The organism is Bifidobacterium myosotis, from assembly GCF_002259745.1.
Taxonomy (GTDB): Bacteria; Actinomycetota; Actinomycetes; order Actinomycetales; family Bifidobacteriaceae; genus Bifidobacterium; species Bifidobacterium myosotis.
This window is the reverse complement of record NZ_MWWW01000011.1, coordinates 18338-41119: the sequence shown is the minus strand read 5'-3', so window position 1 is coordinate 41119 and position 22782 is coordinate 18338. Positions and strand designations below refer to the sequence as shown.

Sequence of the window (22782 nt, the reverse complement as noted above, 5' to 3'; positions counted from 1 at the left end):
TAGTCGGCGTAGAAAACGTAGAACGGACGACGTGAAAACATAGCCATTGCCTTCATTCGGCGTCCTCCCGATAACCCTGATTATCAAAGCTGAACAATCCCAAGCATCTCCCCGACATGGCCGACCATCTGCCTCCTCGCTGAGGAGGCCCGGCCCGACGGACGAAACCGCCGGGCCATCATTCTTGAGTCAAGCCCACGGACAGAGCCTCTCGGGACATCGTTCAGCGATTATCGAAATTCGTCGAATCAGCCTTCAATGGCGATCTGGTGCTTGGCCTCGACCTGCGGCTGAGCCTGCATCTTCGGAACCTGAATGCACAGCGTGCCGTTGTTGTAGCTGGCATGGATGTCGGACTCCTTCACGTCCTCGCCCACGTAGAAGCTACGAGAGCACGAGCCCATGTAGCGTTCGCGACGCAGCCAGCGGCCGGATTCGTTCGTGCCGCAAGCGCACTGCTCATTGGAGTTCTCGGAAGCCGAAGCGTTCGCAGCCTCCGGGGCCTTGTCCTCATGCTCGCTGCTGCGCGAGGCGGACACGGTCAGATAGCCGTTGTTGAGCTCAAGCTTGATGTCGTCCTTCTTGAAGCCGGGCATGTCGATGTCAACGTCGTAGCCCTTGGCGGTCTCGCGCACATCGGTGTTCATCATGTTCGCCGGCATGGCCGCAGCCACCTGGTTGTCCATGTTGCGCCAACCCTCGAAGAACGGGTCATCGAACAAATCCGAGAACATCGTGTCATTCATCAAAGCCGGAAACATTGCCATAATCGGTACTCCTTGAATAGGAGAGAACCGGCTTGGCTTGCCGCCCGTGGACCTTGCGGTCGGCGGGCGGCTATCGTGGCCGGTTCCGGAACCCTCCCGGGCTCTCAACCTTTGACCTTCACTTCACCCAATTCCATTCCGGCCGGAACATTCCGGGGTTTTACCCACAGTGAAATCGCATGCGAAACGATGGCGCGGCGACGTCCCCGCCGGGTCGGCGCCCGTCGATACGGTCAAAGTGCGCCTCGAAGATAGGAATCTCTGCCCTTGTCGGGGCAGAGGGAGAGGCCATTTCCGTTTTTTACGCGTCGGGCGTGCCGTGCCATGCCCTGATGCATCGTGCCACGCTGCGCCGAAGGACGTCATCATCCTCGCGGCCGTTTCGGGCGCGTGCGGTTCCGGGCATGGCTTATCGTTGATTTATGAGCGATTTCGAGCCTTTTTACGATGTGAGCCGTACGTACGAAGACAACTACGCGAAGGGCCCGTTCGGCGCATTCGCACAGGCGCTGACGCAGGCGTCGGCGCCGGAGCGGGGATCCGCGCCCGCTGAAAATGAAAGTGCCAGTGCCGACAATGAGGGGGCTTCGAATACCGGAACCGGGGCCGCCGCCTTCATGGGCCAGCCGGTCAATTTGGCGTTCGGCATTCCCGCGGGGCCGTTGCTCAACAGCCGCTTCACCACTGCTGCCTTCCGTATGGGCTTCGATCTGGCGACCTACAAGACCGTCCGTTCGCGCGCATGGGGCTGCAATCCGTTCCCGAACGTGCTCGCGGTCCATCCGAAGTCCGCGGACGGCTCGCTGACGCCCGGCAGCGCCGAACTGGATGAAGGCGTGTTGGCGGACACCAACTACGAGCTGCCGATTTCCATCTCCAACAGCTTCGGTGTGCCCTCCCAGGACCCGGACGTCTGGCAGCCTGATATGCGTGCGGCCATCGTCGCCGCCGGCCCCGGTCAGGTGCTGGTGCCAAGCTTCCAAGGCTCGCGCGTCGAAGGCATGAGTGAGGCGGAGTACATCGCCGACCATGCCACCACGGCCCGCTTGGTCAAGGAGACCGGGGCGCGGCTCATGGTGATGAACACCAGCTGCCCGAACGAGGGACACAATCGGCTGCTATGCCACGACCCGCTGCTGGTCGGCCGCATCACCGAGGCCGTCAAGAACGAGATCGGAGACACGCCGCTTATGATCAAGCTGGCGTTCATTCCGAGCGACGGCGATCTGGAACTGATGGTGCGTTCCACGGTCGGCCGCGGCACGGTCCAAGGCTTCAGCACGATCAACACGATTTCCGCGCGCTTGGTGGACAAGGACGGCAATCAGGCGCTGCCCGGCGCGGGGCGGGACCGTTCCGGCGTGTGCGGCAACGCCATTCGCGGCGCCGGCCTCGACATGGTGAGGCGTTTGGCCGCCATCCGCGAGCGTTTGGGACTTGATTTCGAAATCAACGGCGTCGGCGGTGTGGTATCTCCGGACGATTACGCGGCGTATAAGGCCGCCGGCGCCGACAGCGTGATGTCCGCCACCGGCGCCATGTGGGATGCCGAGCTGGCGCACAAGATCAAAGCGCAGCTCCGCGCCTGACGACAGCCCCGCGCCCGGGCGTTCATCCGTCCAAGCCGTCCTGATGCCATCCGAGGGTGCGCTCAGGACGGCTATCTGCTTTGTAAGGGGTACATCTGCGGTCCTGCGGAGAGCTATCTGCTTTGCAAGGGGTACCTGTTCCTTGAAAGACGGTGTATTGGCGTTGCAATACCGCGCCTCATAGTCGGAATATCGCGTTGCGCGTACCCCTTGCAAAGCAGATAGCTCTCCGGGATGTTCGGAATGTACCCCTTGCAACGCAGATAGACTGCGTTGCAAGGTTTTGCGGTTCGTCTGTACCCAGTTTGTGCCCCGTTTGCGGTCCGCAACCCCGTCTGAACCGCGGCTCAGGCCTCGGCGGCGGCCTTCATGGCGACCGCGCCCACGTAATAAACGGGCTTGTCGAAGTTCGGCTGGAACAGGAAGTCCACGTTGGCCAGCTGATCGACGGTGAACCCGGCCTGAATGGCCATCGAGATCACGTTCGCCGCGCCGGAGATGTCCGCCTTGGAGCAGAACTGGCCGCCCTTGACCTTGCGGGTCTCCGGGTCCCAGGTCAGGATCGAGGTCACCGGGGTGGTGGTGAGCATGAAGTCCGGACGGTAGTCGTCGACGAGCGAGGTCTCGCGCACCGTGAGCCCGCGGCGTTCCGCACCCGCCTGCGTCAGGCCGGAGGCGGCCAGCGACAGGTCGTACAGCTGCACGGCCGAGGTGGCCTGCGTACCCATGTACTTCACGGTCGGGGCCTCGATGTTGCGGCCCACCAAGAGGCCCTGGCGCACGGCGTTGGTCGCCAGCGGGATGTAGTCGTGCTTGCCGGTCGGGTTGTAGAACACGGTGGCCGAATCGCCGGCGGCGTACACGTCCGGCACGGAGGCCTGCATGTAGTCGTCCACGATGATTGCGCCGTTCGGCAGCATGTCCACCTTGCCCTTGAGCAGGTCGGTGTTCGGCAGGAACCCGACCGCGAGAATCGCCATCTCGGCCGTGTACTCGCCTTTCTCGGTGACCACGGTGACCGTGTCGTCCGGGTTGTCGCGGAACTCCACCACCTTCTGGCCGAGCGCCAGCGTGACGCCGTGCTCCTCGAACGCGGCCGCCACCTGATCGGTGATGGCTTTGTCGAAGTTGTTGGCCAACGGTCGGTCGAGACCATCCACCAGCGTGGTGGTGACGCCGGTCAGGCTGAACTGCTCGGCGATTTCGGCGCCGATGTACCCCGATCCGATGACCACTGCGGACTTCGCGGTCTTGGCCTTCTCCTTGATCGCGATGGCGTGATCCCAGTTCTTGCATAGCAGCACATGGGGGCTGTTGATGCCTGGAATCGGCGGAATCACCGGACGCGAGCCGGTGGTGACCACGAGCTTGTCGAATGCGAGCGTCTGCTCGGGCGCGTCGTCCACGTCCAGCGCGCGGTAGGTGAGGGTCTTGGCCGCAAGGTCCACGTCGGTCACGTCGGTGCGCATGTGCATGGTCGCGCCCGCCTGCGCCAGTGCCTCGGGGGAGGAGTAGAACATCTTCTTCGGGTCGGAGACGTGGTCGCCCACCCACAGGGCGATGCCGCAGGACAGGAAGGACAGGGTGCCGTTGCGCTCAAAGACGTGAACGGTCCAATCGGGATGCTCGGCGAGAATCGAGGTGGCGGCGAACGTGCCGGCGTGCGTGCAGCCGATGACGGCGACGGTGGTCATAATGCTCCTTTGCTGGATGGGCGGGCGGCGATGCGCTCGTTCGTGCGGCGATATTCGCCGTGACGGTCTCGCGCTGCCGTTCCGTGGTCGCGGACCGGTCCGCTTCGGCCGGTCCCTAGGTGCCAACTGTACCAATGAATGATGCCGGATGCCGCCATTGCCGCGATTGCTTTGGCCGGCAGCGCATTCGCGTCGCCTTTCACGATGTGCGCACATGGGTTATGGCACACTTGACGATAGTGTTTGGCCGAACCGCATGAGGAATGGGAGAATTGGCGTGGCTGAGAATCCGAACGATGTACTGCATGTCGAGGGCGGCAAGCCGCTGAACGGCACCATCAAGGTGCGCGGCGCGAAGAACTTCGTCAGCAAGGCCATGGTGGCCGCGCTGCTGGCCCCCGGCAAGTCCGTGCTCAAGAATGTGCCGGAGATCCGTGATGTGCATGTGGTCTCCGATTTGCTGCGTCTGCACGGCGTGAGCGTGGATGTGGACGGCGCCGACGGCGTGGTTACCATCGATGCTTCCCATGTGCAGCTGGCCGACGTGGCCGATGTGGACACGCTATCCGGCTCCTCGCGCATCCCAATCCTGTTCTCGGGCCCGCTGGTCCACCGTCTCGGTGAGGCGTTCATCCCGGCCCTCGGCGGCTGCGCGATCGGCGGCCGTCCAATCGACTTCCACCTCGAAACGCTGCGCAAGCTCGGCGCCACGGTGGACAAGGAGCATGAGGACGGCATCCACATCACCGCCCCGGACGGCCTGCACGGCGCGAAGATTCACCTGCCGTACCCGTCCGTGGGCGCCACCGAGCAGACGCTGCTCGCCGCCGTGCTTGCCGAGGGCAAGACCGAGCTGTCCGGCGCGGCCATCGAACCGGAGATCATGGATTTGGTCGCCGTACTGCAGAAGATGGGCGCGATCATCTCCGTGGACGTGGACCGCACTTTCCGCATCGAAGGCGTCAAGGAGCTCAAGGGCTTCACTCACACTTCGCTCACCGACCGCATCGAGGCCGCCTCCTGGGCCGCCGCAGCGCTCGCCACGCACGGCGACATCTTCGTCAAGGGCGCCACACAGCCGGAGATGATGACCTTCCTCAACGTGTTCCGCAAGGTCGGCGGCGAGTTCGACGTGACCGACAAGGGCATCCGCTTCTGGCATCCGGGCGGCGACCTCAAGCCCGTGGCCATCGAGACCGATGTGCACCCCGGTTTCATGACCGACTGGCAGCAGCCGCTGGTCGTGGCGTTGACGCAGGCGAACGGCCTGTCGATCGTGCACGAGACCGTGTACGAGAACCGGTTCGGCTTCACCAAGCCGCTGGTGCAGATGGGCGCGACCATCCAGCTGTACCGCGAGTGCCTCGGCTCCCTGCCGTGCCGCTTCCAGCAGCGCAACTACAAGCATTCGGCCGTGATCTTCGGACCGACTCCGCTGACCGGCCGTGATATCGACGTGCCCGATCTGCGCGGCGGTTTCTCGCACCTCATCGCGGCGTTGGCGGCCAAGGGCCCGTCCAACGTGCAGGGCATCTCGCTCATCGACCGTGGGTACGCGGACTTCCGCGGCAAGCTCGCGGCTCTCGGCGCCGATTTCGACTAGGCGCTGATTTCGACCGGGGTCGATTTCGGCTGGCGGTAACGGGTGATTGCCGACTTCAGGCTGATTGCGGGACGAAACATAAGTGTTCATCATCATCGACTTATGTTTCGTCCCGTTTTTTCTTGCTCAGCTGGGACGAAACATAACACGACGATGTGTGGAACTTATGTTTTGACCCGCATGAGGGAATTGCTGGTGGGATTGCTGGTTGATTGTCAGGGGCATTTATCCGCAATGGCACTCGGGCTGAGCGCGGTAAGGTCACGTCAGGCGTCGAACCGTTTCGACAGCGGCACCATGAGCGCCGTCAGCGCCGCCGATCCGACGGCGGTGGCGAGCAGGACGACCGCCACCGGGAACCGGTCGTAAGCCCAGCCGTACACCATCTGACCGAGCGGCTGGGCGCACATGGAGATGGCCGCGGTCATGGCCATCACCTTGCCGGTCATGGCTTCCGGCGTGCTCATCTGAATCGTTGGGATCGCGATGAGATTGGTGAAGCAGCAGGCGATCATCGTGCAGCAGGTGAACGTCACCAGCACCACCAACCGCATCCAGGGGCTTGCCGGCAACAGGAACACCACCGCTTGGGGCACCACGGTCAGCGAGAACAGCAGCAGCGCCATCGGGAAGTGCCGCATCGTAAGCTTGGCCGCGACCAGTCCCGCGGCGAACGCGCCGATCACGCCGGCGATGCCCACCAGACCGTCGGCCACGCCGTAGACGGTTGCATCGAAGCCGAGCACCGTGCGGATCGTGTAGGGGAACCCTACCGCCGCGTAGCCGGTGATCAGGAAGTTCAGCGCCGCCGCGAACAGCAACAGTCGGAATACCTTGGGGCGGTCCCTGATAAGAAAGCGGATGCCGGACTTGAGATCCTCGATTGGTGTCGGCAGCTGTTCGTCGCCGCGATCAGGCGCGGCGAGTCGAATGAAGCATTCCAGCACAGCGGCCGTCGCGAAGCTCACGATGGTGATCGTCATCATGAGGCGGATGCCGAACATCGCGTAGAGCACGCCGCCAAGGAAACTAGGCAGAAGCGAGCCGACTTGCTGCACCTGATTGACCACGGCCATCGCCTGACGCATCGTGGCCTGACCGTAGGACCGGTACATCTGGGGGAGCGCGGCTTGCACGGTCGGGGTCTCGAACGCGCCGAGCACGGCGAGCAGCACCTGCATCACCGCGATGGCGACCATATTGAACCCGATGGCGGCGAAGACGAGGGCGCTGACGAATACCAGCACGCCCGAGGTCGCGTCGAGCGCCACCATGATGGTCCGGCGGTTCATGCGGTCGGCCAGCACGCCGCCGAAGGGGGAGAGGATGATGGTCGGCACGATGGAGACCGCCAGAATCGAAGCGAACACGGTGGCCGAACCGGTCTCGTCCAGCACCCACATCGACATGGCGAAACGGAGCATCAGGTTGCCGAACAGAGAGATGCCCTGGCCGGTGACGAGCAGGATGAAGTTCGCGCTGAGCAGCGGGGATTGCTGTGGTTGTGGTGATTGCGATGCCATGGTGCTTCCTTATGGTTCCTTATGATGCCTTGAGATGATTCCTCAATTGAGCGACCCATTGAGCGATAGGTAAAAATCAATGGTCTGATTGATGAGCTCCTCATCGAACACCGGTACGTTGATCGCGTCCATCATGACGGCGAAGCATCGGACACGATGCCGTAACTCGGCCGGCGAAGCCGGGTAGAACATGGGCAGCAACCAGTAATTGGTGAGCAGCGCGATGAGTTCGGCGGCCTCGCGCGGGTACTCGGTGGGGATTGAGCCGTCGGCGACGCCTTGTTCGATGATGGGTAGCCAGTGATCCGGCAGCTCCGCCGCCCAGAAATGCATGTTGGAGGCGAGGCAGACCGGATCGTCCAGCATCGGCATCGTCGCTTGATTGAGCTTGCTGTGCTCCGTATCCCCGACGGCGAGTCTGAACAGCGCGCGCAGCCGTTCGAGGCCGGTCAGGTCGGTTCGGGCCATGATTTGGTCTCGGATGTCTTGGCTATGATTCCAGTCGGTGCCATTCAATCGGTCGAGAATGGCTTCCTTGGAGGCGAAATGATGGTAGATCGCGCCTTTGGAGAGGTCACCGAGACGGTCCACGATGTTCTGGATCGTGGTCTTCTCGTACCCCTTTTCGATGAACAGGTCGCGAGCGGCCTCAAGGATGCGTTGTTCGGTTACCTCGGGATGCGCGTTGCGCGCCATATGACCTCCTCTCCTGAGGGATTCCCCTCGATTCCCCAATCTTCCGATTCCCCAGATCGCCCGCTAGGGGCGCCGCCGGCACGTACGGCCGGGAAAGAGACGCGGCGCTCCTGCCCGACTTTTCAAAGGGCGCTGGGCGGGTACGTACGCCGGGGAGGGAATTCTCGTGTTTGTTTGTTGCCCCGCACTATACATACCGTCGGTCGGTATGTATAGGAGTTCGGCGAGCCTGCGCGCGAATGCAACGATTGTCGCCGGCTAAGCGCAAACGGTATGTATCCGTAAGGTGTATCCGAAATATGCAGCCGCAAGATGCACCCGGAAACATCAGGTTCCGCCGTTTCCGGATTTGAATCCCTGCCTGACCACGCACCAATGAGCCACGTACCAATGGAATGCGGCAAGAACCATGACCGAGCCTGCGCGCGGCCGCGGCCGCCACCAAACCCGCCAAACGTCACCGTTGCCGGTATCCTTGAAAGAATGAGCCCTGAAGCGTTAAGTGAACTGATTTCCAACATCGCCCACAACCTCGTCGCAGCCGGTCAGGCCGGCCAGCTGACCGACGATCTGATCCCGCCTATCGAGAAGCTGGCCGTCATGCGCCCGAAGGACCGAGCGCACGGCGACTGGGCCTCCAACATCGCCATGCAGCTGGCCAAGAAGGCCGGCATGCGCCCCCATGACCTGGCCGAACTGTTCGCGGCCGAGCTCGGCAAGGCCGACGGCGTCAAGTCGGTCGAGGTGGCCGGCCCCGGCTTCATCAACATCACGCTCGACTCCGCGTCGGCCGCAGCCGTGGTCGATCAGGTGCTGGCGGCCACGAAGGACGAACATGGCATCTCCACGTTCGGCCGCAACGACCACCTCGCCGGCAAGACCCTGAACCTCGAGTTCGTCTCCGCCAACCCCACCGGCCCGATTCACATCGGCGGCACCCGTTGGGCGGCCGTCGGCGACGCGATGGCCCGCGTGCTCGAGGCCAACGGTGCCAAGGTCGTGCGCGAATACTACTTCAACGATCACGGCGAGCAGATCAACCGCTTCGCCAAGTCGCTCGTGGCCGCATGGGCGCGCGACAACAACCTTGGCGAGGCCGGCTACCAGACCGAGACCCCGTTCGATGGCTACAAGGGCGCCTACATCGACGAGATCGCGCGTCGCGTCCAGGCCGAGGCGCAGGCCGACGGCGTGGACCTGACCGCCCTCGACCATGCCGATCAGGGACTCAACGCCGATGGCGAGCCGATCGGCGAGTCCGATTCCGCGCTGCGTGAGGAGTTCCGCAAGCGCGCCGTGCCGATGATGTTCACCGAGATCCAGCAGTCCATGAAGGACTTCCGCGTGAACTTCGACGTGTGGTTCCACGAGAACAGCCTGTACACCGACGGCGAGGTGCAGCGCGCCATCGAGGTGCTGCGCGAGCGCGGCGACATCTACGAGAAGGACGGCGCCACCTGGTTCGAGTCCACCAAGCACGGCGACGACAAGGACCGCGTGATCCTGAAGTCCAACGGCGAGTACGCCTACTTCGCGGCCGACATCGCCTACTACTGGAACAAGCGCCACCGCGACGGCAAGCCGTCCGCCCCGGCCGACGTCGCCATCTACATGCTCGGCGCCGACCACCACGGCTACATCGGCCGCATGATGGCCATGTGCGCGGCATTCGGCGACAAGCCGGGCGAGAACATGCAGATCCTCATCGGCCAGCTGGTCAACGTGCTCAAGGACGGCAAGGCCGTGCGCATGTCGAAGCGCGCCGGCAACGTGGTCACCATCGACGACCTCACCGAGGCCATCGGCGTGGACGCCTCACGTTACTCGCTCGCCCGCACCGACTACAACTCCCCGGTGGACATCGACCTGAACCTGCTCGCCTCCCACTCCAACGACAACCCGGTCTACTACGTGCAGTACGCGCACGCCCGCTCCTGCAACGTGGACCGCAACGCCGAGGCCGCCGGCATCAGCTACGAGGGCGCCGACCTTTCCCTGCTCGATACCGAAGCTGACGGCGAGGTACTCGCCGCGCTCGCCCAGTGGCCGGCGCTGCTCACCCTGGCCGGCGACGCCCGCGCGCCGCATCGCATCGCGCACTACCTCGAGGACCTGGCCGCCGCGTACCACAAGTGGTACAACGTGGAGCGCGTGGTGCCGATGGCCCTGACCGAGCCGGAGACCCGCGGCGACGAGGAGGCCCGCAAGGCCCTTGAAATCGCCAAGAACCCGGAGCCGGCGCGCGCCGCCGCCCGTCTCAAGCTCAACGACGCCGTGCGCGACGTGATCGCCGCCGGCCTTGACCTGCTCGGCGTCTCCGCTCCCGAGAAAATGTGACGGCCTTCGGCCATCGCTGTCCCCTGCGACGCTCGCGACGCTATCGCTGCTCGCTGCTACGGACAGTCCACTGGACTGTCCGTCCAGAGAAAATGTGACGGCATACTAGTATGGCGCGTCAGAAATTCGTTGATGAATTGACTACCCCTCAGTCCCGCTTCGCGGGCCAGTTCGTCCTGCAAACAGCTTCGCTGTTTGCTTCACGGCAACGTCCTAACAAGGGGAGTCAGATATATACAACGAATTAATGGCGCGGCATACTAGGTTTTCAGGTTTCTGAAGTTGGCTCCCCTCAGTCGCCGATGGCGACAGCTCCCCTCAGGGAGGGGAGCCAACTCATATGCGTTTAGCTTGGCTCCCCTCCCTGAGGGGAGCTGGCCGCGCAGTGGACTGAGGGGAGTTTAAGGACTTGCATAATGTCTATTTCCCATATCTGGCCGGCTGCTTCGGCCATCGACCCGGCCACCGGCGCCCTCACCTTCCACGGCCGCACGGCGGAATCGCTGCTGGATGAGTTCGGCTCGCCGCTTTATCTCATCGACACCGACGAGGTGGATGCGCGCGCCCGTCACTTCGTGCGTGCCGCCGCCGAGGCGTTCAACACCTCCACCACGCATGTGAGCTTCGCCGGCAAGGCGTTCCTCTCCAAGGAAATCGTGCGTCTGGTACTCGATGACGGCATGTACGTGGACACCTGCACGATGGGGGAGATGCGCATCGCCCTCGCCGCCGGTGCGCCCGGTCGTCGTCTGGTACTGCACGGCAACAACAAGTCCGACGCCGAAATCGAGCTTGCCATCGAACAGGGTTTCGCCAAGATCGTGGTCGATTCGCCGGACGAGCCGGAACGCATCGCGGCCATCGCCCGCCGTCTCGGCAAGCGCGCCCGCGTGATGCTGCGCGTCACCGTCGGCGTGCATGCGGGCGGTCACGAGTACATCTCCACCGCCCATGAGGATCAGAAGTTCGGCGTGCCGCTGTTGGCCGCCGATGCGGATGCCGCCGTGCTCGACGTGCTCAAGGACCTTGCCGACGTCACCCCGGCCGCCGCGAATGCGCGCATTTCCCCGGCCCAGACGACTGTGGCCGCAGACGCGGCAGCGGCCGACGTCGCCTCCGCCAACGTTTCCAACGCTGCGCCCGCCGAGGGTCGCCAGCACGAGCGAAAGCTGCAATACGACGTCAAGTACCCCTACGACCTGAGCCACGAGGAGGTCTCCGACAAGGATCGGGCACTCGCCGCCGCGATGGAGGCCATCGCCGATGGCCCGTCCATCGCCGTGCTCAAGACCATCCTCGCCAATCAGGACGTGCTCGAGCTGGTGGGTGCGCACTCGCACATCGGCTCCAACATCCATGACGCGGACGCCTTCATCCAGGCCGCCCGCCGCATGATGCTGCTGCGCAAGACCCTGTGGGCCACCGACGCCTATATCCTGCCTGAAATCGACCTCGGCGGCGGTTACTCCGTGGCCTACACGGACGGCGAGGATTCGATGGACATCGACGTGGAACTCGGCCGTCTGGCCAATGCGGTTGCCGAGACCAACCGCGCACTCGGCATGCCCGCGCCGGCCATCAGCTTCGAGCCCGGCCGCTACATCGTGGCCCCCGCAGGCGTGACCCTGTACCGCGTGGGCACCATCAAGCATGTGCACCTGAGCGGCGAAGGCGACCACCAGCCCAAGGACGCAGCCGGCAATCCAATCGACGAGCGCGTGTACGTCTCCGTGGACGGCGGCATGTCCGACAACATCCGCCCGGCCCTGTACGGCGCCGACTACACCGCGCGGCTGGCCAACCGCAAGGGCTCCGACGAGACGATGCTCGCCCGCGTGGTGGGCATGCACTGCGAATCCGGCGACATCGTGGTCCACGAGGTGCGGCTTCCCGCCGATCTTAAGCGCGGTGACATCCTGGCAGTGCCGGTCACCGGTGCCTACGGGCGCACGATGGCAAGCAACTACAATCAGGCGCTCATCCCCGCCGTCGTGGCCGTCGGCGAATCCGGCGCGCATGTGATGCTCCGCCGTCAGACCGTCGACGACCTGCTGGCCCTCGACGTCAGTGAGTAGACCAGATGAGGCTCCGGCCGAGGATTATTGGCCGGGCGTCAGTGGTCTGTCTCTTAAACAATTGAGGACTTCAGGTTTTTCTCTCCCCTAGTCAGCTTCGCTGACAGCCCCCTCATCAGGCGAGCCAACAGATTGCGCGCAGGGCGTGTTCCTGATTGCAGGACGGGCTGGCAGCGAAGCTGACTGGGAGAGACGGAAGCTGAAGCCTCAATCATTGGCAAGACGGACCATTAGCGCTGAATCATCGCGGCCACTCTGCATTTACTGCATTTATGGGGCGAAAGAGAGACTATCTCCTCTGCAAGGGGTACATTCCCGCTTCTGCAGACACGTATCTGCCTTGCAAGGGGTACCTAAAACGGGAAGTCCCGAGTAGTGACGTTGAAATGACGGCGCATCTACTCGGGATTCCACTGTTGAGGTACCCCTTGCAAAGCAGATACATGTTCGAGAAAGCGGGAATGTACCCCTTGCAAACGAGATACCCCATGCAACGGGTGCGAGGATGGGCCATAATACAAACGGATCAGTAAATCTGCGAGCGCCGTCCGTGCCTCTGTAGGAAATAATCCGTAAAATAGCCGTGGGACATAGAAAACTTTTTGTGGAAGGACCTCGAAGTGGCAGAACACAATGACACCCCGATCCGCGTAGGCCTGCTGGGCGCCGGCACGGTCGGTTCGCAGACCGCCCGCCTCATCGTCGAGCAGAAGGACGAGCTTTCCGCCCGCATCGGCCGCCCGATTGAGCTGACCGGCGTGGCTTGCCTGGACCCCAAGGAAACCGAGAAGTTCCCGTGGATTGACCAGTCCATCGTCACCACGGACACCATGAGTGTGGCCACCAGCTCGGACATCGTCATCGAGCTCATCGGCGGCACCACCGTGGCCCGCACCTTCGTGCTCGCCGCCATCGAGTCCGGCGCATCCGTTGTGACCGCCAACAAGGCGTTGCTGGCCAAGTACGGCCCGGAGATCTACGCCGCCGCCGAGGCCAAGGGCGTCGACATCTATTTCGAGGCGGCCGTGGGCGGCGCGATCCCGTTCCTGCGCCCGCTGCGTGAGTCCCTCGTGGGCGACAAGGTGACCAGCATGCTCGGCATCGTCAACGGCACCACCAACTACATCCTCGACGAGATGACCACCAAGGGCCTACAGTTCGACGATGTCCTCAAGGAGGCGCAGGCCAAGGGCTACGCCGAGGCCGACCCGACCGGCGACATCGAGGGCTACGACGCCGCCAACAAGGCCGCCATCATGGCCACGCTCGGCTTCCACACGCCGGTGACCATCGACGACGTGTCCGTCGAGGGCATCACCAAGATCACCGCCGACGACATCGCCGCGGCCACCGCCGAGGGCAAGGTCATCAAGCTGCTCGCCGTGGTCGAGAACGGCGAGGCCGGCGTCTCCGCTCGCGTCTACCCGGCGCTGTTGCCCGAATCCCACCCGCTCGCCTCCGTGCACGGCTCGTTCAACGCGATCTTCGTCAAGGCTGAGGCCGCCGACGACCTCATGTTCTACGGCCGCGGCGCCGGCGGCGCACCGACCGCCTCCGCCGTGGTGGGCGACGTGGTCACCGAGGCCCGTCACATCGCCGCGGGCTGCACCGGTCCGTCCATCCCGCTGTACAAGAACCTGCCCAAGGCCCCCGTCAGCGCCTCCAAGGCCGCCTTCGCCGTGCGCTTCCTCATCCACGACAAGCCGGGCGTTCTGGCCGCCATCGCCACCGAGTTCGCCAAGAACGGCGTGTCCATCAACGGCGTGAACCAGGACCTGAAGCCCACGCTGACCGACCCCGGCTACGATGGCGAGATTCAGCAGCTGCGCGTGGTGACCCATCTGACCGACGAGGAAACGCTGCGTGCGACCGTCAAGGCCGTGCAGGCCCTCGACTTCGTGACCGGTGAGCCGTCCATCCTGCGCGTGCTGGACTGACTGCAGGTTCCCATAGGTCGGGCGGGGTTTCAGCGGCGCCGAATGCCGACCGCGATAGTGTTGTGAGCGCCGCAGAACAGTGTGGCATCACGCATGGTGCGATTTGCCATACCGTGTGGAGCTCCCCTCAGTCAGGCTGCGCCTGACAGCTCCCCTCAGAGAAGGGCGCCACGATGCGGGTTCATGGCTCCCCTTTTTGAGAGGAGCTGCCAGTGAGCCTCGGCATAAGCCCCGTGACTCCCCTCTCTGAGGAGAGCTGTCGAACGCAGTGAGACTGAGGGGAGTCCCCTGTCAATCGGAGATACCAATGAATCCAATCTGTACACAGGTCAAGGTGCGCGTACCGGCCACTTCCGCCAATCTGGGCTCCGGCTTCGACACCGTGGGTCTGGCGCTCGACTACCACGACGAGCTCACCTTCACGCTCAATCCCGACCCGTCCGATGGCGTGGCCCACGTGTTCATCCACGGCGAGGGCGAAGACACGCTGCCGCGCGACGAGACGCATCTGGTGGTCTCCACCTTCCGCCGCGCCTGCGCCACCTTCGGTCTGGGGCGCCTCGGCTTCACGCTTGAAGCCACCAACAACATCCCGCAGGCGCGCGGTATGGGCTCCTCCGCCGAGGCCATCGTGGCCGGCATCGCGGCGGCGGCCGCCTTCGCGCAGCCCGGCGACCTCAACCGTCCGGCCATCTTCGACATGGCCGCACAGATCGAAGGTCATCCGGACAACGTGGCGCCGGCCGTCTTCGGCGGACTGACGGTCTCGTGGGACTTCGCCACGGCCGAAGGCGTCGGCTCGGTGGCTATCCCCGGCGGCGAGCCGCTGCACGGCGGCTTCCACACCGTCAACTATCCGGTCGATCCGGCCATCACGGCCGCCGTGTTCGTGCCCGATTACGAGCTGTCCACCGAAAAGGCCCGTCAGGCGCTGCCCAAGGAACTGCCGCACAAGGACGCCGTATACAACGTCTCCCGCGTGGGACTGCTGCCCGCCGCGATGAACCCGGTCGTCCTCGCCCAGGCCGCGGCCCAGGGCGGTGCCGATGCGCTCGGCGGTGATGTTGCGATGTCTGGTGCCGGTGTTGCCGGTGACGGCTCCGGCTTTAGCGTTGGCTCCGGTTCCGGTGCCATTGCCGGGATTGCCGGTGCCGGGACCGCTGCGGCTGCGGCGAACGCGCCGGTGACCGCCGCAGCATTCGCCTCCGCGGCATCTCAGGCCAACGCCCTGCTGTTCACGGCCACGCAGGATCGGTTGCACCAGCCGTACCGTGCGCCGCTCATGCCGCCGTCCACCGAACTCATCGCGCTGTTCCGTTCCAAGGGCTATGCCGCCGCCGTCTCCGGTGCCGGTCCGTGCGTGCTCGTGCTGCATTACGGCGACGCGCGCGAGGCCATCGATCAGGTGGCCGTCAACCAGTTGGCCTCCGGTCACTGGCGGGTGCTGCATCTGCCCATCAACACCGCCGGCGTCGAAATCGAACGGCGATAGCGGCAACAGCCGGGTCACCGTTCACCGCAGCAGTTCGCGTTGGCGCAGCCGTCGCAGCGAGACGGCCCACGCCAGCGCGGCAAGCATCAGCGCGGCAAGCGGCAGCCAGGCTTCGAGCCCGGGCATGGTCAGGCGGTTCGTCAGCCAGTTGCCCATCAGGAATATGTTCTGGAAGTAGACGAATTGCGCCGTCAGCAGTACCAATGCCAGCAACGGCACCATGATCAGCAGCATGCGGATGATGGAGCCCGTCGAACGGCACAGCCACGCGCCCGTCATCGTCATGGCCAAGGTCATCACCACGATGGTTGCGCCGATGATCGCCAGATACTGTCCGAGCGTCCAATAGGCCCACGGTACGATCGGCACACCGAAGGGCATCTCGAACGAGACTTCGCCCATGCTGACATTCGTGTTGAGATTCAGCACCGGCGTGCCAAGAAAATCGCGCAACAACACTGTCAGCGGCACGCCGAACTCCGTCAACGTCAGCACGCTGACCAGCAGGGAACTTACCGCCACGGCCGCCACGCGCATACGCCGTCCGGACCGTCCGGAACGCGACGCCCACTGCAGTTGGGTCATGCGTCGTCCGCGATCGCGGACCATCACCGGTATGGTGAGCGCGGCGGAGGCGATTACTGTAAAGACCGCGACCGCAAAGGCATACGACCATGTGCTCTCCACGATGTCGTACGCGATGTAGCTGGATTGGCCGGGATGCGCGGCATAGCGCGCCAGCCGGTCGGTCACCGATGACGGCATCGTGCCGGGAACCCGATATGATGATGACCCCAGCGAGGCGTCTGCCAGATCGCAGCCCTCGCCAAGCTGGGCGTCGCCTGTGCTGCCGGATGCGTTGGATGAGCCGGTCGTGCCGTTCGCGTCGGCCGAGCCGTTATCGCCGGAAGTCGTTGCGCCGGAGCCGCTGCTGTCGGTGCCGGCGGCGCCGGCTCCATCCGTCGGGGCGTTCTCCGCACCACCGGTCTCATTGGTCACGGTCTTGCCGGTGACGTCCATGGCCGCGCACCCGCCGGAGACGGTGCCATCCCAGCCGTTTGCCGCCGCCGTCCGATAGTCCCGCTCAAACTGCTGCTGCAATGGCGTGACCGGATGGTCGGTGCTTGCGGTGGAGCGCAGCATTGCGACCGAATTGTCGAGATTGCGTTGCGCATCGGACTGGGTGATGGGGAAGTGCCCCATCAGCAGCGCGATGTTCTGCAGATCCTGCAATGCTTCGGAACTATTGGACAGCGTGCGCTCGGCCTCGTACATCGCCGCTTGCTCCGCCTCGGTCATGGTCGCGGTCGGATCGGTCTTCTTCCTGGCTTCTCTGATGGCGGCGCTCTCGGCAGTGCTCGCGCCGGTCGCCGTACGACCCTCCGGAATGGTGTTGGGTGCATCGGTGGGGTAGAACGTCTGGTCGACGATTGAGCTGTACCAGTGTTTGTAGCCGGCGAAATCACTGATGCCGAGCGTCTTCGCCTCGGCCGGATGCGCTTGGATGTCGCGTGTGGCCTGTTGCTCCAGACGTGGGATGTCCGCCTTCATCCGGTCGATGGTGGACTGGTCGGTGAGCGGTCCGTAGCGGGTGATGAGCCGGCGCTCGCTGGTCAGATCGAGCGGCAGAAAGCCCACGCTGCGCTCGGTTTCCGTAAAGGCCTGATAGGCGGGCATGATGCCGACGAACGCCCAGAGCGTGCCCATGGCCATGAGTATCAGTACTGGGATCGGGCGCCAGATTTTGCGCATTTCCGCGGCGAACAGTGTCATGATGACTCCTTTGCAAGTGTTGCGAGTATTGTGCATGTGACCTTGTAGGTGATGATGTCCTGTAGGTGATGATGGCGGTTCAGGCAGCCAGATTCCTGTGGCGGAACGCCCGCCATGCCGCAGCCAATGCGGCCGTGAGATACACGAGCGAGCAGGCGGTCACGCCGGTCTCCCAGAAGGCGGTGGGCGCGTCCAAGCCAAGTTCGGTGAACCATTGTTCGCGCAGCAGCAGTACGCCCACCGGGTTGAACCCGCCGATCCACGCGACCCACGGCAGTCCCGTTGCATGCGCCGCGCCTACAATGCCGATGACCAGTATCACGGCGATGCCCACGCATCCCGCCACCGCGAATGTGTTGCGCATCAGCAGCCCGAGAGTCGCCGTGAACAGCGCGAAGCACAGCGTGATCGCCAGACCCAGCGCCAGCCGCACGAACAGGTACTGGCCGATGGTCAGATCCCACCATGTGACGAACGGACGCTGCCCGAACACCGTGTTGAACTGGCTCGTCACGCTCGCGCTCCATACGCCGCGCACGTCGAACACCATGAGATACGGTATGACGATTGCCGCCACGAGCAGCAGGTATGCGATTGTCGAGGCGATCAGACCCGCCGCGATCTTCGGCGCGACCAGTCGCCGTCCGACGCGCGTGACCATCATGAGTTGCTCGGTGCCCGCCGTACGCTCGTAACCGAGCGCCAACGCCATGAGCAGCACCGCCAACGTGCACGTCTCGAAGAACAGGTAGCCGGTCATATTCGTCCAATGGTTCAACGTCGGGTCGGTGGCCGAGCCTGCCGCCAGATCCAGCGCCGCGCCGGTGCTCGCCAGATGAGCCACGCGAGCGGCGTAGACATCGTATTTGCGCTGCATCAGCCATGTGGCAGCCGGGTCGCCGGCGACCTGCGCGAGCATCGCGTCGCGCGTGGCCGTGGCGTCGTAGCCGGCGAGTGTGTTCGTGGCGCCGTGCGTGATCGCGGTCAGCTGCCGGTGCAGTTCGTCTGCGGTCATCGTCGAATTCTTGGGAATCCGCGCGATGATGACGGTGCCGGTCGGCTTGGCGTCGGGGACGGTTTCTGTGTCGGGCGGTGTGGTGCCGCTGGATGATGCAGCGCTGCCGGATGATGCGGCACCGCCGGATGGACCGATCAGCGCGAGTGCCCGGTCGAATTCGGGCCCGACTTTGCCGCCGGTGGCCGCGGCGACGGCGCTCGCGTAGTTATACCGCGCGACGGTATTCGCAGGGGTGGCCACCGCGGCCATCAGCAGATTCACCAGCGCGCACAGGACAATGACCGCCCATACCAGCGGGAGCCGCGCGATCTTGCCGAGCTCGCCGCCGGTGAATCGTAGTGGTTGCAAATGGGTGGTCATGTCAGCCTCCGTAGATGACGAGGAAGGCGTCCTCGAGGTTCGGGGCGACCATGACCGGGGCGGCTGTGGGGGCTGCTGCTGGGGCGGCGGCAGGGTTGGCTGCTGGGTAGGCGGCTGGGCTAGCCGTCGGGTTGGCTATCGGGTTGACAGCCGCGCCGGTTGCTATGCCGGTTGCCGTACCGGCGGCCAAACCGGTCGTGGTCAGACCAGCCGAAGTCACGTTGGGACCGGATGCGTTTGCGTCCCCGGCAATGGGGTCCTCCGAGTAGATGCGCAGTCTGGTCTCGCCGCCGTACTGCACCTCCGAAAGCAACCGTTGGCCTTCGGCGAGGGGCGTCCCCGCAGCCACCTCGTAGATCCTGCCTTCCAAGGACGAGCAGATGTCGGCGGGCGAGGCGTTCGTGTATACCGTGCCGTCGCGCAGCATCACGATGTGGCCTGCAATCGTTTCCAAATCGGAGACGATATGGGTGGAGAGGATCACGATACGATTAGCGGCGAGCGAATGGATGATGTTGCGGAAGCGCACACGCTCCTTGGGGTCGAGCCCGGCGGTAGGTTCGTCAAGAATCAGGATGCCCGGGTCGTGCACGAGCGCCTGCGCGATGCCGACGCGCTGGATCATGCCGCCTGAGAACGTGCGCATCCGCTTGTTGGCGGTCTCAGACAGGCCCACCATGTCCAGCAGCGCGTCGATGCGCGCGTCCAACCCATGCCTGGGCATGCCCTGCAACGCGGCGATGTAGCGCAGGAACTGACGGGGCGTATAGCCGGGGTAGTAGCCGAAATCCTGCGGCAGATATCCGATTTGGCCGCGGTAGCGCTCGCCGAGCGCCACGATGTCTTCGCCGTCCAGCCGAATCGAGCCGGAATCGGGGAACAGCAGCGTGGTCATGAGCTTCATCAGCGTGGTCTTGCCTGCGCCGTTCGGGGCAAGCAGGCCGTAGACGCCGTGGTCGAACTCGAGGTTGATGTCGTGCAGGATGGTTTTGCCGGAGAGCTTCTTGGATACGTTGTCAACGGTGAGCATTGCGATTCCTTTCAGGAGACGCGGGACACTAGTGCCCTGCGTCACTAATGATTGAGGGGTTCAGCTTCTGTCTTTCTCCCAGTCGGCTTCGATGGCAGCCCCTCACCAGAGGGGACCAACACCACTCAAACAATTACGAGACAGACCACTATCGAATCGGCGAGTAACGGGATGGGCTATGGGAACGGGGTGGTATGGAATGAGCTGATATGAGAGGAGCGGATTACGGCATCATGCGGCTTCGGCGAAGGCTGGCTCGAGCCGTACGAATCGGCCCATTGCCGCGAAATACGCCACGCCGGTCGCCACGGCGGTGATAAGCGCGACCACTGGCGGCAGTCCGGCCAGCAGCGGCGCCAGCGCGTCGTGCCAGACCAGCAGCGCCACGCACAGCGCTACCCAGAGGGCAGGTACCGCGATCATCGACCACGGCCAGTGGGCGTGCACGTCTGCCACGAGCTGTGCGATGCCGAACACGAACAGCGCGCTGAAGGCAATGCCTAGTAGCGTCATCAGCGAGAACCGAGCGGTCGAGGCGTCCGGGATGACGCTTGACAGGCCGGCCGGACTCCAGGCCATGCCGGCATTGGCCACTCCGCCGCCGAGTCCGATTCCGTTGGTGTCGGAGAAGGGAGTCGCTCCGCCGACGCCGCCTCCGGCACCGCCATCCGCAAGACCCACCTGCGCACTCAGCACACTGACGACCGCGGCATAACCCACGATGAGCGTGGCCGCGGCCGCTCCCATCACTAGCATGCGCAGCGCGCACAGCCGCGTGAACGACCAGCGCATCGTGCGTAGCAAATCGTCGGTATGGCTTTCATGCTCCTTGAATCGCACCAGCAGATGCGTGGCCTCATACAGGAACGGCGCGGTCAGGAACACCATCGCATAGACGGTGCCGGGATGGGCGAGTGCGTATGCGGCATTCGTGAACAGACGTATCAACGGAATCAGCCAGACGGTCGCGGTCATCACGAGGGCGACGGCCACGCAGTCCCATGCGCCGAAGAACAGGTCGCGCAACCGTAGCGAACCGCGCGCTTCGGCCAGTGTGGACCACAGGGTGACACGCTTCGGCACTCCGGCTTCGACCGCGGCCGCGATCGCCTGCTCGCGTTGCATGGGCGAGTCGACGATGACGTTGGCGAGCGTGGTATCGGGGGCGATGGCGCCGCCATCGCCCGGATTATGTACGACATTGCCGGGGAGTGGCGCGTCCGCACGTGCCGCCATCGCCCGCATGATGCGCGACTCCATGCCGACAAGGCCGTCGCCGGCGCTCCCTTTGGAGCGCCCACGGGCATGGTCGTTGACGGAGATGTTTGTCGGGACGCCGACGAAAACGGCGGAACTTGGCATCGCCGCTTCGGCATTGCTGGCAACAGGGCTGTTCGGATTGGACGGGACTGAACGATCAGTTCGATTGGTTCGATCAGCTTGTGCGTTCATCGGCGAACTCCTTTCGAATCGCTTGGATCAGTCGGTAATAGCGGGCCTTCACGGCTTCGGTGCGCTCGCCGCGGGCCGCTGCGATCTGCGGAAACGGCAGACCTGCGGCCGTGTGTAAATGGAAGATCTCCTGTGTGCCGGCGTCGAACCGTCCTACAAAGGCATCGATGCGGGCGAGCAGATCGACGTCGGCCTGGATGTCGGCCGGGTCGCGGGTGCGGTTCGGCCCGTCGCCCGCCACCGTGATGACTTCCGATGGGTTGCCGTCGCTGCGGGTTTTGCGTATGGTGCCGGTGCCGTCCAGCGTCTCGTCCATCGGCAGCGGTGTGACGGTGACGCGATTCGCCCGCCTTGCGTCGATTACTTTGTGCGAGGCGATGGCGTACAGCCATGTGCGCAGAGACGCTTTGTCCGGGTCATATCCGGAGAGCGAGCGCAACGCCGCGATCATCGTCTCCTGGGTCAGATCGAGCGCGTGTTCCCGGTCCCCGGTCACGCGCCAGACGAAGGCGAGCACGTCATCGAAATACATGCGCACCAATTGGTCGGCTGCGGTCTGCGAGCTGTGCCGCACGATTGCGCGGATGAGTCGGCGTTCGGTTGCGGCGTTTTCGGCGGACGGCGTCTGCGCAGCGGAAGTTGCGGAGTCGGCCGGCGCGGTGCTCTTGGCGGACGGCGTTGCGGCGGATGTGCCGTCGCCCCTCGTCCTGCCGCGTCGCGCCGTGAACCAGCCCATCGTCGTCTCCCCAGTTTCCTGTCGTTGTGTCACAGGTATATACGTGTGCGGGCGGCGAATCGTTGCGGCGAATCCTGCCCGGGCGTGTCGCGCACGATGCGGATTGTGTGTTGCGCACGTCTTGTGCCGTCCGGTTCCGGGATGCCCGTGCCGATTCATACAATGCTGGTAGTGAACCGTTGACGGCGTGTGCGGTGCCCACGTAGCTTGCGTGATGCGTTATGCGTGCCGTGCGCGGTGCCGGCAGCGTTGGTATGAAGCTGGTAGTGAACCTACGTCAGGAGGGTGTATGTCCGTTCCCATTCCGCTGATTTTGGCGTCCAAGTCCCGCCCGCGCCGCGATGTGCTGTATTCGGCCGGCATCTGCCCGACCATCCGCGTCTCGCATGTGGACGAGCCGGCCGCGCTCGAAACCGCCGCGCAGGCAGCCGGCGTCACGGTCGATGAGCTGACTGTGGACCAGCGGGTGATGATTCTCGCCGAAGCCAAGGCGCAGGCTGTGCATCGTGCCTACCGTGACGTGGCCGCCACGGCCGCCGCTGCGACCGGCGAGCGGGTGATTGCCTACCCGCTGCGCGCTCCGGAAGTGCAGGCCGAGGATGCCGCCGCCTCTGCGGTGACGGCAGGTTCGGAAGAGCCGGGCCGGCAGGGACAAGGCGAGGGGCGGGATGGCTCAGGCCAGAGCGGCCAGTCGGCCACC

14 protein-coding genes and 3 pseudogenes are annotated in these 22782 nt (G+C 64.3%); 8 read left to right on the top strand and 9 right to left on the bottom strand.

What is annotated here, in order from left to right; translation table 11 throughout:
• Nucleotides 1–248 precede the first annotated feature (248 nt).
• Nucleotides 249–767 (bottom strand): Hsp20/alpha crystallin family protein, encoded by a 519-nt coding sequence (locus BMYO_RS05605; RefSeq protein ID WP_094667536.1) that lies wholly within the window; start codon nucleotides 765–767, stop codon nucleotides 249–251.
• Between the two features lie 422 nt (nucleotides 768–1189).
• On the opposite strand from BMYO_RS05605, the gene BMYO_RS05600 reads away from it, so the two are divergent.
• Complete coding sequence (locus BMYO_RS05600) at nucleotides 1190–2356, top strand: beta/alpha barrel domain-containing protein (protein WP_094667535.1); 1167 nt, start codon at nucleotides 1190–1192, stop codon at nucleotides 2354–2356.
• A gap of 347 nt (nucleotides 2357–2703) precedes the next feature.
• On the opposite strand, the gene BMYO_RS05595 is transcribed toward BMYO_RS05600, so the two are convergent.
• Complete coding sequence (locus BMYO_RS05595) at nucleotides 2704–4050, bottom strand: FAD-dependent oxidoreductase (RefSeq protein WP_094667534.1); 1347 nt, start codon at nucleotides 4048–4050, stop codon at nucleotides 2704–2706.
• 277 nt (nucleotides 4051–4327) lie between these two features.
• Between BMYO_RS05595 and murA the strand changes: the two genes are divergently transcribed.
• Entirely contained in the window at nucleotides 4328–5653 is a 1326-nt protein-coding gene (murA, locus tag BMYO_RS05590; RefSeq protein WP_094667533.1) for a UDP-N-acetylglucosamine 1-carboxyvinyltransferase, read from the top strand.
• 266 nt (nucleotides 5654–5919) lie between these two features.
• Here the strand turns inward: murA and BMYO_RS05585 are convergent, their stop codons facing one another.
• Nucleotides 5920–7176: an MFS transporter gene (locus BMYO_RS05585; protein ID WP_094667532.1), complete on the bottom strand. Its 1257-nt coding sequence runs from the start codon at nucleotides 7174–7176 to the stop codon at nucleotides 5920–5922.
• Nucleotides 7177–7218: 42 nt separating this feature from the next.
• Nucleotides 7219–7872 (bottom strand): TetR/AcrR family transcriptional regulator, encoded by a 654-nt coding sequence (locus BMYO_RS05580; RefSeq protein WP_094667531.1) that lies wholly within the window; start codon nucleotides 7870–7872, stop codon nucleotides 7219–7221.
• Between the two features lie 483 nt (nucleotides 7873–8355).
• Between BMYO_RS05580 and argS the strand changes: the two genes are divergently transcribed.
• From argS to BMYO_RS12595, 5 genes and pseudogenes are all read left to right on the top strand, one after another.
• Entirely contained in the window at nucleotides 8356–10209 is a 1854-nt protein-coding gene (gene argS / locus BMYO_RS05575; RefSeq protein WP_094667530.1) for an arginine--tRNA ligase, read from the top strand.
• 416 nt (nucleotides 10210–10625) lie between these two features.
• Entirely contained in the window at nucleotides 10626–12284 is a 1659-nt protein-coding gene (locus BMYO_RS05570) for a diaminopimelate decarboxylase family protein (RefSeq protein WP_094667529.1), read from the top strand.
• Nucleotides 12285–12904: 620 nt separating this feature from the next.
• Entirely contained in the window at nucleotides 12905–14221 is a 1317-nt protein-coding gene (locus BMYO_RS05565; RefSeq protein WP_094667528.1) for a homoserine dehydrogenase, read from the top strand.
• Between the two features lie 307 nt (nucleotides 14222–14528).
• Nucleotides 14529–15260: pseudogene (locus tag BMYO_RS12600) on the top strand (homoserine kinase); the annotation flags it as partial.
• 90 nt (nucleotides 15261–15350) lie between these two features.
• A pseudogene (locus BMYO_RS12595) lies at nucleotides 15351–15713 on the top strand (homoserine kinase); the annotation flags it as partial.
• A gap of 21 nt (nucleotides 15714–15734) precedes the next feature.
• Here BMYO_RS12595 and BMYO_RS05555 read toward each other — a convergent pair.
• The 5 genes from BMYO_RS05555 to BMYO_RS05535 form a co-directional block, all read right to left on the bottom strand.
• Complete coding sequence (locus BMYO_RS05555; RefSeq protein ID WP_094667526.1) at nucleotides 15735–17486, bottom strand: hypothetical protein; 1752 nt, start codon at nucleotides 17484–17486, stop codon at nucleotides 15735–15737.
• Nucleotides 17487–17565: 79 nt separating this feature from the next.
• A complete protein-coding gene (locus tag BMYO_RS05550; RefSeq protein ID WP_094667525.1) occupies nucleotides 17566–18864 on the bottom strand; it encodes a hypothetical protein in 1299 nt (432 codons plus the stop codon).
• A 1-nt stretch (nucleotide 18865) separates the two neighbouring features.
• A complete protein-coding gene (locus tag BMYO_RS05545) occupies nucleotides 18866–19894 on the bottom strand; it encodes an ABC transporter ATP-binding protein (RefSeq protein WP_094667524.1) in 1029 nt (342 codons plus the stop codon).
• 231 nt (nucleotides 19895–20125) lie between these two features.
• Nucleotides 20126–21139, bottom strand: a complete 1014-nt coding sequence (locus BMYO_RS05540) for a hypothetical protein (RefSeq protein ID WP_143249121.1) — start codon at nucleotides 21137–21139, stop codon at nucleotides 20126–20128.
• Nucleotides 21140–21329: 190 nt separating this feature from the next.
• A complete protein-coding gene (locus tag BMYO_RS05535) occupies nucleotides 21330–22082 on the bottom strand; it encodes an RNA polymerase sigma factor (protein WP_158216952.1) in 753 nt (250 codons plus the stop codon).
• 289 nt (nucleotides 22083–22371) lie between these two features.
• On the opposite strand from BMYO_RS05535, the pseudogene BMYO_RS12590 reads away from it, so the two are divergent.
• Nucleotides 22372–22669 (top strand): annotated as a pseudogene (locus tag BMYO_RS12590) (Maf family protein); the annotation flags it as partial.
• Nucleotides 22670–22782: the final 113 nt, after the last annotated feature.